This is a genomic window from Methanohalobium sp., assembly GCF_046546175.1.
Lineage (GTDB): Archaea > Halobacteriota > Methanosarcinia > Methanosarcinales > Methanosarcinaceae > Methanohalobium.
The window spans coordinates 1-9,335 of record NZ_JBKGYF010000066.1 but is presented as its reverse complement, the minus strand read 5'-3'; the positions used below and the strand labels follow the sequence as shown (position 1 = coordinate 9,335).

The following is a 9,335-nucleotide window of genomic DNA, read 5'->3' as shown; positions in this document are numbered from 1 at the left end:
ATGATACTTTCTCACCTGAGTTTACATCATTTTATGTAAATTTAGGAGTGCGGAATGAATGATGTGGTCAAACTGGCGAGAAGAAAACTACCCGGTGTAAGAATTATGATAGGAGGCGGACCTGTGTCATGGGATTTTTGTGGTGAAATAGGTGCAGATGCATATGCTGAAGATGCCCGAGAAGCCATAGACGTTGTAAAAGAAATAATTAGAGAAGATAAAACAAAAAAACCTCAATTCGGAAATAATAATTCCAACCTATGATAAAACAATCTGATAAAAACAAAACTGATATATTATAAAATTACCATCATCAATTGATAATCCAAACCAACTTTCGGGTTTTAAAAATGCTGCGACAAAGATTTGTCTTGGACACAACTGCACTTACCGACCTTCAAACAAGGGAACAGATGGAAACCAATGAGTTATGTGAAGGAATGCAGAACATCCTCGAACTTATAGCAAATGCTCGCCTCCAGCTGGATATAAGCTGTTATATCCCATTCCCATCGGTATATAATGAACTACATGAATTCGCCAAAAATAACAATTGTGATGATGAAGTAATCGCAAAAATTGACACATGGCTTGTCAAAAAAACACCTGACAGATACACAGTTACAATACCATCCCGCATATTTCATGAATATGTAACTTACATGCGTGACAGAATCAACAAAGGGATGAATGTAGCAGAAGATGCTATTCTAAATACTGCATCTCAATGTATGTCCCTGAGAGAAGAGGATAAAGAAAATTTTGGGGAAGAACTTGAAAGGGAAGTTATAGGTGGTATTGTAGGTAAATTCAGAAATAAATACAGGTCAGCGTTACGTTATGGTATACTTGACAGTGCCCCAGATATTGATGTATTGCTACTTGCCAGAGAACTCGATGCTGCTGTAGTAGCAAGTGATTATGGTATTCAGAAATGGGCTGAACAGCTGGCTGTCAGATATGTTCCTGCATCAACATTCCCGAGGATGCTGAAGGAATATATCAAACATTCTTCTTCATTTATTGATGAATATGAAGGTTAAATTTATTTATATGGCTTTAACCTTATAATCTGATTCGATTCTTTACTTTATTTTAGGGGGTCAATAATTGCGCAATATTGTAATTGAGGGTCTTAATGCTCCACCCATGGAAGAGCAGAAATTTGAGGTTGTTGAGAGAAAAGGACTGGGACATCCGGATTATATCTGTGATTCGTTGATGGATAAAGTTTCTGTAAACCTTTGCAGTGAATATATAAAAAAACTGGGTCATATACTGCACCACAATACAGACAAAGGCATGCTTGTATCCGGAAAAGTAAACGCTAAAATGGGGGGTGGAGAGGTTATAGACCCGATGCTACTGGTTTTTGGTGACAGAGCTACCTTTGAAGCTGAAGGTGTGGAATTTGATATAGAAAATATAGTAACCAGTACAGCAAAAAAATGGTTTTCCGATAACCTGAGGTTTGTTGACCCGTTCCAGATTGAATATCAGATTGAACTAAAAAGTGGTTCATCTGAACTTACCGATATATTCAGGCGGAAAGAAAAAGGTGAGGTTCTGGGTGCAAATGATACATCTGCCGCTGTTGGTTATGCTCCTTTTACATTTACAGAATGGATAGTCCATGAAACTGAAAAATATCTAAACTCATCTACATTTAAAAAAGAGTACCCTGAATCAGGGGAAGATGTTAAAATTATGGGTGTTAGGAATGACAACAAAATCCATCTTACAGTAGCTATGCCCCTAATTGACAGATTTGTAAACTCAGAAAACGAATATTTCAGGACAAAACATGAAATCTTGGATGAAATCGAGGATTTTGTATCTAAATATGCTGAAACAGAATGTAACCCACTTTTTACATCAATTTCATTAAATACCCTTGATGAACCAGGAAGGGGACTGAATGGTATCTATACCACAGTTACAGGGACCTCTTCAGAAGATGCTGATTGCGGTCAGGTAGGACGCGGAAATCGGGTTAATGGCATTATTCCATTAAATAGGCCTTCCAGTGCTGAAGCTGCAGCCGGTAAAAATCCTGTAAGTCATGTGGGTAAAATCTACAATGCCTTAAGTCATAAAATTGCCCACAGGTTATATAATGAAATCCCTGACGTATCAGAGGCTTATGTATGGTTGTTGAGTGATATTGGTAAACCCATTGATAAGCCGCGTATAGCAACTACCCAGATTTCTGTGGATGGAGGCACATTTGATTCTGTTAAAAACGAGGTACATGAGGTTATAGATTCAGAACTTGAAAATATTCAGCAATTCTGTATGGAACTTGCTAAAGGAAAAGTACCCATATATTAATTTTTTATAAAGAACCTGCAATAAATGAGATAAGGGCAAACATCATCGCTATTTTAAAAAGCTTAGAAGACATTGATGCATTGTTTTGTAATATGATCTCGGAAATTGCCATTATAAAAAAAACATCTGCTAGTGCCACAATGTAGAGAAATCTGGTGTTCAACAATGACTGGAAATATGGAAGCGGACTGGATATTATTGCTACAAGACCGATGAGCGCAGCGATGTAGACGGATTTTTGTACACCTACTTGAATCGGGAGCGTGTTTGCCCTTTCCATTTCATCTCCTTTTATATCTTCAATGTCCTTTACAATTTCCCGAGAAATGGTTGCGAGTGTAGCAAGAACAAACAGTATCAATAGCGCATACAGACCGGAAATCCCATACACTGCTCCACCAAATAAAAACGTGGAACCTGTAAGATACCCTATACTCAAATTACCGAAAAATGCCTTTCTTTTCAAGGTTTTTGCATAATAGATAAGAACCAGCGAATTAAATAGAGAAATCAATCCTGTTATCCAGTTAATAGTAAATGCTATTATTATACCGGATATAAAAAGTGCCAGTGAAAAAGAAAAAGCTTTTGACAACTCTATTTTTCCGGATGGTATGGGTCTCGAGGGTTTATTTATTACATCGATTTCATAATCAAAATAATCATTGATGGCATTACCTGCTCCAGTGACAAAAAACACAACAATGAATACTGTTATACTGTTATATACAAAAGATAAATCCAGAGATGAAGTGTAAAGAATATTGAATGCTATAAATACACCTATAACTGCAGCAATTGCTGCCATTGTGCAGTTGCCATATCGGATTAACTGAATATAGGCGCGCATAAACATTCTTTCCATAATTGGTTATCATTCACTACGCTTTACTTCCAGCATTCTATCCAATGCACGTTTTGCCTTTGCCCTTGTTTCTTCTGGTACCCTGATTTCATATTCCATTTTCTCAAGAGATTTCTGGACACTGTCAAGAGTTATCATTTTCATATTCGGACAGATGGCGTACTGGGATGCATGATAGAACTTTTTATCAGGATTTTCCTTTTCCAGTCTGTGAAGAATTCCATTTTCAGTACCTATGATAAATTCGTCTGAGTCCGATTGTTTAACATAATTTACCATGCCGGTGGTGCTCAGGATTTCATCAGCTATCTCCAGGACATCAATACGACATTCGGGGTGTGCCAGAAAATCTGCACTTGGGTGCTGTTCTTTCATCAGAAGCACATCTCCAGCAAGAATCTGATGATGGGTTGGACAGTATCCTTCCCATGGTATAATAGTCTTCTCAGTCTGAGAGTTGACATAGTTTGCAAGGTTTTTATCAGGTACAAAGATTATTGTGTTCGCATCCAGAGAGTTTACGACATTAACGGCGTTTGCGGATGTACAGCAAATATCACATTCTGCCTTGACAGCAGCAGATGTATTAACATAACATACCACTTCTGCATCAGGATATTCTTCTCTTTTCTCACGAAGCGACCTCGGTGTCACCATCGCTGCCATCGGACAACCTGCATCAATTTCCGGCATTAGAACTGTTTTTTCAGGACTGAGGATTGCAGCACTTTCTGCCATAAAATCGACACCACAAAAAACGATTACATCTGCATCCTGATTCACTGCTTCCTGACTGAGTCCGAGTGAATCACCAACAAAATCCGCAATATCCTGGATCTCGTCCCTCTGATAATTATGTGCAAGAATTACCGCATTTTTTTCATTTTTCAGTTTGTTAATATTATTAATAACAGATTCATTATCCTGCATAAAAATCACTTGATGATTTCGATTAAAATAATAGTTTAAAACTTTATTGTAATCTTAGAATTACAATAATCACACCCACAATAAAAGATTATCCTCTATCAGGTACCCACTTGAATAGGATTTACTATCTTCTGCAGAGTAGCTATAACAGATAAGCTTGCCAGATAACTCGTTTTCGGGTTTGTAGGAGAAGGCAGATTTTCCACTCTTGTGGTGAAACGGCCAAAACTACCATCTACTGTTAGTTTGTGTATATTTTTTGTAATTTGTGGGTCTGTTATGATTTTTACGCTGGTATCTTTAAAGCCAATACCAGCAAGACTCAACGTTGCCGCAACATTCACATTGGCAGGAAACTTTTTAACAGCTTCAGCTGCAGATCCTTCAAAAATAACAGTTTCATGGTCGATGGAATCGAGGTCAATATTATTTTCAAGTATATAAGGAGCTCCTGCAAGACTTTCAGGATGTTTCAGGGTTGTAAGTGTTACTGAATATATGTCTGCACATGAAGCTGTTTTTACTCCATCCAGCCCTATAAGTGCACCTGATGGTAGATAGATTTTACATCCATTCTGTCTTGCAAGGTCTGTAGCTTTTTTTCGGAAATTTTCATCTGCAAAGACCCCAACACTCATGACCATTACATCACATCTTGATTCAAGAGCAACAGTTACAACATCATAAGCTGCCTTTTGTGAAGCACTTTCTACAACAAGGTTAACATATTTGACCATTTCAGATAATTCAAGGACTTTTGGTGCAGAATTTTCAAGGCATGACTTCAGATTACAGAGATGTTCATCATGCCTGTCATACACAGCTGTCAGTTCAATTTCTATGGAGCCTTCATCAATTGCTTTACAAATTTCAGTACCAATCGCTCCACAACCTACTATCCCTAATCTTAGCATTTCTAGACTCCTTTCATTGATGATTTAATTGTTATTATTAACTAATACTTATATCATATTATTGTATTGGAAAATCATAATATATTACAATCATATAAATCTCTTGAGATACAAATTAACTCGAGTGAAAGGATGTTAATTAGAGAAATTGAACTATTTATCGAAGAAGATATTGGATACAACGATATTTCCTGTACAATGGTACCAGATACATGTTATAATGCAGCCATATTTACAAAACAGGAATGTACCCTTGCAGGTATTGATGTGGCAAAATCAATTTTTACGTATTTTGATATCGATGCAGAATCTGAATTCAGCAATGGTGACAGGGTGTATCCGGATGATATTATTTTTAAGATCAGTGGGAGTGCCGTATCACTATTACGTGCAGAACGCCTTGTTCTGAATTTCCTGGGTCATATGTGCGGCATTGCTACCCTGACCCGAAATTGCGTTAATACTGTCAGGCGTTATTCTGATAAAACAAAGGTTGCGTGTACACGCAAAACTACTCCTGGGATACGAAAATTTGAAAAAAAGGCTGTATTTGCAGGTGGAGGTGATCCGCACCGATATAACCTTTCTGATGCTGTTATGGTCAAAGATAATCATATAAAGATACTGGGATTTGAAGAAGCTGTCAATAATGCTCTTGAACTTGCAAGTTTTACGCAAAAAGTAGAAGTAGAGGTTGAATCAGTGGACGAGGCCGTTAAAGCGGCTCAGATGGGTGTTGATATTATCATGCTTGACAATATGAAACCCGATGAGATAATCCACACAATCCAGGTTTTAAAAAATAAAGGTCTGAATGACAATGTTATTCTGGAAGTTTCCGGAGGTATCAGTCCTGAAAACCTTGAAGAATATGCAAAAACAGATGTTGATGTCATATCCATGGGTTCATTGATTTATATGTCTCAATGGATAGATATAAGTATGGAAATATCAACAACTGAATAATATAAATAGCATCATAACATAAGGTTTATATTTAAATTTATATATTAATTCAAAGTACACAACAGAAAATTGACAAATAAAAAATGAATTTTTGTAGGTTTGAAATAATGAAACCAAGAAAAAACCTCCTACAGATTTTGGGTATCATGTTGATATTGTTAGCAGCAGTTGAGGGAGCATCCGCAGATTTTGTGGACACTGAAGAAATTAAAAGTGGCGATGGATATCAGATTAATAATTATGTGATTGAAGTCACGGACGTTTTTGTAGAGGAAAATACAGCTTCGTTTAGAGTATATGAAGAAAATGAAGAAATAGACGATCCTATGTTAGATATTAATGGTTCTTTTTCCTTCGATTTTGAGGATGAGGGTGAAGTAGAAGTTACACTGAATTCAGTTGCCGGTGGAGATTCCCCCAAGGCCAATGTATCAACAGAATTATCAGATTACGATAAAGACCTACATACAAAAGAAGTTATCAATGGGGGACATGCTGAAGCAGACTTTGCAGGCACACCGGAAATTAACATTACTAAAACAGTTGATAATGATACTGTAAAAGTTGGGGATAATATTCGGGTCAGAGTAGAAGCTCAGAACACAGGAGATGACAAAGCTATAGATGTGGATTTTTCAAATTCGATGCAGGAAAACTTTGTTCTGGAAGAAACAGTTTTAGAAGAATCTGGTCCAATGTCAATAGATGAGGGTGAAACTGAAACAGTGTATATCTATGAATTAAGCCCATCTAAATCTGGTGATTTTGATTTAAAACCTACAACTGCGACTTTTTCGAATGAAGTAGGCCAGGATTTTCCAAAGGCATCATCAAACACACCCACTATAACTGTAGAAGAAGCTGAAAAAAATAAAGCTGAATTAAATCTTAATACAGAAGCTGACAGTTTCACACTTCCCAGAGGAGACACTGTAACATCCACAATCAATATCAAAAACACTGGTGAAGCTTCTGCAGAAACGTTACAGATTGATATAGATATTCCCGATGGAATGGAATATGTGGAAGGAGACGATGAAATAGAAATCATCGACGGTGTTCCGAAAGTCTATATGGAAAGCTTTGGAGAAGACAAGGAAAAAGAAATTTCATTCACTGTTAAAGCAAACGAAATTGGAACATATAATCTTGCCACCCAGTTATCCTTTAACAATGGTGCAGATGATGAGAAGGTAACCAACGAATCAACGACAAAAGATATCCGTGTTAAAGAAGGAAAATTTGACTTTTTGTTCAGTCAGCCGATTTATGTATATGTCCTGCCTATTTTAGTCATTTTAGGAATTGGTGGATGGATATTTTATAAACACAGGGAATATAAATTTTGAATTTGGAGCAAAACATAAGTATACAAAAACAGATTAAAATATTATAATAATTGGAGGAATAATTTGCTAAATGTACTAATAATAGGAAACGGGCAATGCGGTAATCGGGTGCTTGATGCTATCAACAAGGAAGCATTCGGTAAAGGAGGAAAATTTGCCAAATTTTATTCTAAACAGAAATATAAGAGCAATGTGGAAACCATTGCAATAAACACAGCAATAAACGACCTCAAAGAATTGGAATTTACCAAAGCAAAAGACAGGGCCCATATACCACACCTGCATGGAGTAGGTGCAAATAGGAATGTAGGTAAACAGGTGTTTGAAGAGAATAAAGAACATATTACCCGTAAAATTGAGGACAGGGGTCCTTTTGATGTTGCTTTTGTAATCACATCATCTTCAGGTGGAACCGGGTCATCATTTACCCCATTGCTTATTAAAGAGCTAAAAGAGAGGTATGATTTCCCAGTGTATGCTCTTGTTGTACTTCCGTTTAGAGAGGAAGGTACATTGTATCTCCAGAACACAGCGTTCAGTCTGAAAGAAATACGTGAAAGCAGAACTGACGGAATCATCCTTGCAGATAACCAGTTCCTCAAAGACCTGGGTGGAAATGTCCAGTCCGCCTACGATGGAATTAACGGAATGATTGCGGAGCGCGTGATGTTCCTTCTGGATTCCATGGACAGTGAAATGATGATGGTAACCGACCTTGGTGATTTCCAGACCGTTATGGCAGGTGGTGCTGGACTTGCAACTATTGGATATTATAGAGCTGAAAAAGACCTTCCTGTAAAAACCGCGATCCAGAATGCACTTGCACCTTCAGGTTTGTTGTTTTCCACCAATGTATATGAAGAAGCCAGCAGAGCAATGATTATTATAAAAGGTGATAATGAGTATTTAAGTATCGATGATATATCCAATGAGGTCGAAAAGCTATCTGCGAACGTAGGGCATGTATTTAAAGGTATTATTGTGAGAAGAGGTGAATATCCACAGGTACTTATAGTATCTACAATGGAATCTGCTAATGAAATCGAGAACCTTTACAATAGGGCAATTGATGCCATAGGTCAGGAACGTGAAAAGAAAAGCCGGATAGAAAACGAAAAAGAAGTGGATAAAGCATTTTCCAAGATAGATGGGCTCGAACCACATTATTAAATATAAATGCCTGTTTTACTGGGATATATTAAATTAACGAGCAAAACAAATCACTTTAATCCCTCAGATAATGATACTTATGTGGGGATTAGGTGATTGATGGAAAGCCAGCACTAAAACGTGAACTCGGACTACTGGAAATGACAATCATCGGAGTGGGAAGTATACGTGGTGCTGGTATATATGTTCTTATAGAAAAAGCTGATGAGTTGGCTGTTAATGCACTATGGTTTTCATTTCTAATCGCCGGTATCGCTGTTACGTTTACAGGGCTCATTTATATTGAACTTTCATCTATGTTCCCAAAAGCGGGTGCCTAATATGTTTATGTGAAACATGCTCTTAGAGATAAACTTGGTGTTTCTTTTTGGTTGGTTTGCTTTAATGGGGGAAACCATTGCTATATCAACTGTAGCTCTTGGTTTTGGTGGTTATTTTAACACTCTTTTTGATACATCGGTTCTACTTGTTTCCATAACACTTATTCTTTTTTTCGGGTTGGTTCTATTTACAGGTGTTAAACTATCTGTAAGATTTGCCAACATAATGACGCTAACAAGGGTATGGGGTTAGTGGGTATCATTATTATCGGTCTGCCCTATATAAGAACTGTTGATTATCTCGATATACCGGATTTCAGAGGACTGCTGGAAGCTTCAGCTCTTGTATTTTTCTCATTTCTGGGAAGAAAACAGTTCCCAAATTATGCAACAAATTTGTATAATATTAGACACAATATGCAAGAATTGTAAATAGTGTTAAAATAGAAATAATCAACCAAACAGAAGACAAAACATACGAAAACGAATT

Annotated in this window: 12 protein-coding genes; 9 read left to right on the top strand and 3 right to left on the bottom strand. The window is 37.0% G+C overall.

What is annotated here, in order from left to right; all coding sequences use genetic code 11:
- Window positions 1-54: 54 nt before the first annotated feature.
- The 3 genes from ACLFMM_RS07550 to ACLFMM_RS07540 all read left to right on the top strand — a co-directional run bounded on the left by ACLFMM_RS07550 (window position 55) and on the right by ACLFMM_RS07540 (window position 2,331).
- On the top strand, window positions 55-264 hold the full coding sequence (locus ACLFMM_RS07550) for a hypothetical protein (RefSeq protein ID WP_410808120.1): 210 nt from the start codon (window positions 55-57) through the stop codon (window positions 262-264).
- Between the two features lie 86 nt (window positions 265-350).
- Window positions 351-1,043, top strand: coding sequence for an RNA ligase partner protein (locus ACLFMM_RS07545; RefSeq protein ID WP_410808119.1), 693 nt, complete (start codon window positions 351-353; stop codon window positions 1,041-1,043).
- Window positions 1,044-1,110: 67 nt separating this feature from the next.
- The gene (locus ACLFMM_RS07540) at window positions 1,111-2,331 is read left to right on the top strand and encodes a methionine adenosyltransferase (RefSeq protein WP_410808118.1); all 1,221 of its coding nucleotides are present in this window, start codon (window positions 1,111-1,113) and stop codon (window positions 2,329-2,331) included.
- A 4-nt stretch (window positions 2,332-2,335) separates the two neighbouring features.
- On the opposite strand, the gene ACLFMM_RS07535 is transcribed toward ACLFMM_RS07540, so the two are convergent.
- The 3 genes from ACLFMM_RS07535 to ACLFMM_RS07525 all read right to left on the bottom strand — a co-directional run bounded on the left by ACLFMM_RS07535 (window position 2,336) and on the right by ACLFMM_RS07525 (window position 5,040).
- Window positions 2,336-3,181 (bottom strand): geranylgeranylglycerol-phosphate geranylgeranyltransferase, encoded by an 846-nt coding sequence (locus ACLFMM_RS07535; protein WP_410808121.1) that lies wholly within the window; start codon window positions 3,179-3,181, stop codon window positions 2,336-2,338.
- A 24-nt stretch (window positions 3,182-3,205) separates the two neighbouring features.
- Complete coding sequence (nadA, locus tag ACLFMM_RS07530) at window positions 3,206-4,126, bottom strand: quinolinate synthase NadA (RefSeq protein WP_410808117.1); 921 nt, start codon at window positions 4,124-4,126, stop codon at window positions 3,206-3,208.
- A 98-nt stretch (window positions 4,127-4,224) separates the two neighbouring features.
- Entirely contained in the window at window positions 4,225-5,040 is an 816-nt protein-coding gene (locus ACLFMM_RS07525; protein WP_410808116.1) for an aspartate dehydrogenase, read from the bottom strand.
- Window positions 5,041-5,172: 132 nt separating this feature from the next.
- Between ACLFMM_RS07525 and nadC the strand changes: the two genes are divergently transcribed.
- From nadC to ACLFMM_RS07495, 6 genes are all read left to right on the top strand, one after another.
- Complete coding sequence (gene nadC / locus ACLFMM_RS07520) at window positions 5,173-6,006, top strand: carboxylating nicotinate-nucleotide diphosphorylase (protein WP_410808115.1); 834 nt, start codon at window positions 5,173-5,175, stop codon at window positions 6,004-6,006.
- A gap of 107 nt (window positions 6,007-6,113) precedes the next feature.
- The gene (locus ACLFMM_RS07515; protein WP_410808114.1) at window positions 6,114-7,355 is read left to right on the top strand and encodes a BatD family protein; all 1,242 of its coding nucleotides are present in this window, start codon (window positions 6,114-6,116) and stop codon (window positions 7,353-7,355) included.
- Window positions 7,356-7,418: 63 nt separating this feature from the next.
- Window positions 7,419-8,525 (top strand): cell division protein FtsZ, encoded by a 1,107-nt coding sequence (locus ACLFMM_RS07510; RefSeq protein WP_410808112.1) that lies wholly within the window; start codon window positions 7,419-7,421, stop codon window positions 8,523-8,525.
- A 92-nt stretch (window positions 8,526-8,617) separates the two neighbouring features.
- Window positions 8,618-8,845: a hypothetical protein gene (locus tag ACLFMM_RS07505; protein ID WP_410808111.1), complete on the top strand. Its 228-nt coding sequence runs from the start codon at window positions 8,618-8,620 to the stop codon at window positions 8,843-8,845.
- A 64-nt stretch (window positions 8,846-8,909) separates the two neighbouring features.
- Entirely contained in the window at window positions 8,910-9,098 is a 189-nt protein-coding gene (locus ACLFMM_RS07500; protein WP_410808110.1) for a hypothetical protein, read from the top strand.
- Window positions 9,098-9,277 carry a hypothetical protein gene (locus ACLFMM_RS07495; RefSeq protein WP_410808109.1) on the top strand — a complete coding sequence of 60 codons (180 nt, stop codon included), beginning with the start codon at window positions 9,098-9,100 and terminating at the stop codon, window positions 9,275-9,277. The genes ACLFMM_RS07500 and ACLFMM_RS07495 overlap by 1 nt, the downstream gene beginning before the upstream one ends.
- Window positions 9,278-9,335 lie beyond the last annotated feature (58 nt).

Excerpts from the sequence above, each read along its gene's own strand:
- ACLFMM_RS07550 (WP_410808120.1), top strand. The coding sequence starts at position 55 with ATGAATGATGTGGTCAAACTGGCGAGAAGAAAACTACCCGGTGTAAGA.
- ACLFMM_RS07535 (WP_410808121.1), bottom strand. The coding sequence starts at position 3,181 with ATGCGCGCCTATATTCAGTTAATCCGATATGGCAACTGCACAATGGCA.
- ACLFMM_RS07545 (WP_410808119.1), top strand. The coding sequence starts at position 351 with ATGCTGCGACAAAGATTTGTCTTGGACACAACTGCACTTACCGACCTT.
- nadA (WP_410808117.1), bottom strand. The coding sequence starts at position 4,126 with ATGCAGGATAATGAATCTGTTATTAATAATATTAACAAACTGAAAAAT.
- nadC (WP_410808115.1), top strand. The coding sequence starts at position 5,173 with ATGTTAATTAGAGAAATTGAACTATTTATCGAAGAAGATATTGGATAC.
- ACLFMM_RS07500 (WP_410808110.1), top strand. The coding sequence starts at position 8,910 with ATGGGGGAAACCATTGCTATATCAACTGTAGCTCTTGGTTTTGGTGGT.
- ACLFMM_RS07525 (WP_410808116.1), bottom strand. The coding sequence starts at position 5,040 with ATGCTAAGATTAGGGATAGTAGGTTGTGGAGCGATTGGTACTGAAATT.
- ACLFMM_RS07515 (WP_410808114.1), top strand. The coding sequence starts at position 6,114 with ATGAAACCAAGAAAAAACCTCCTACAGATTTTGGGTATCATGTTGATA.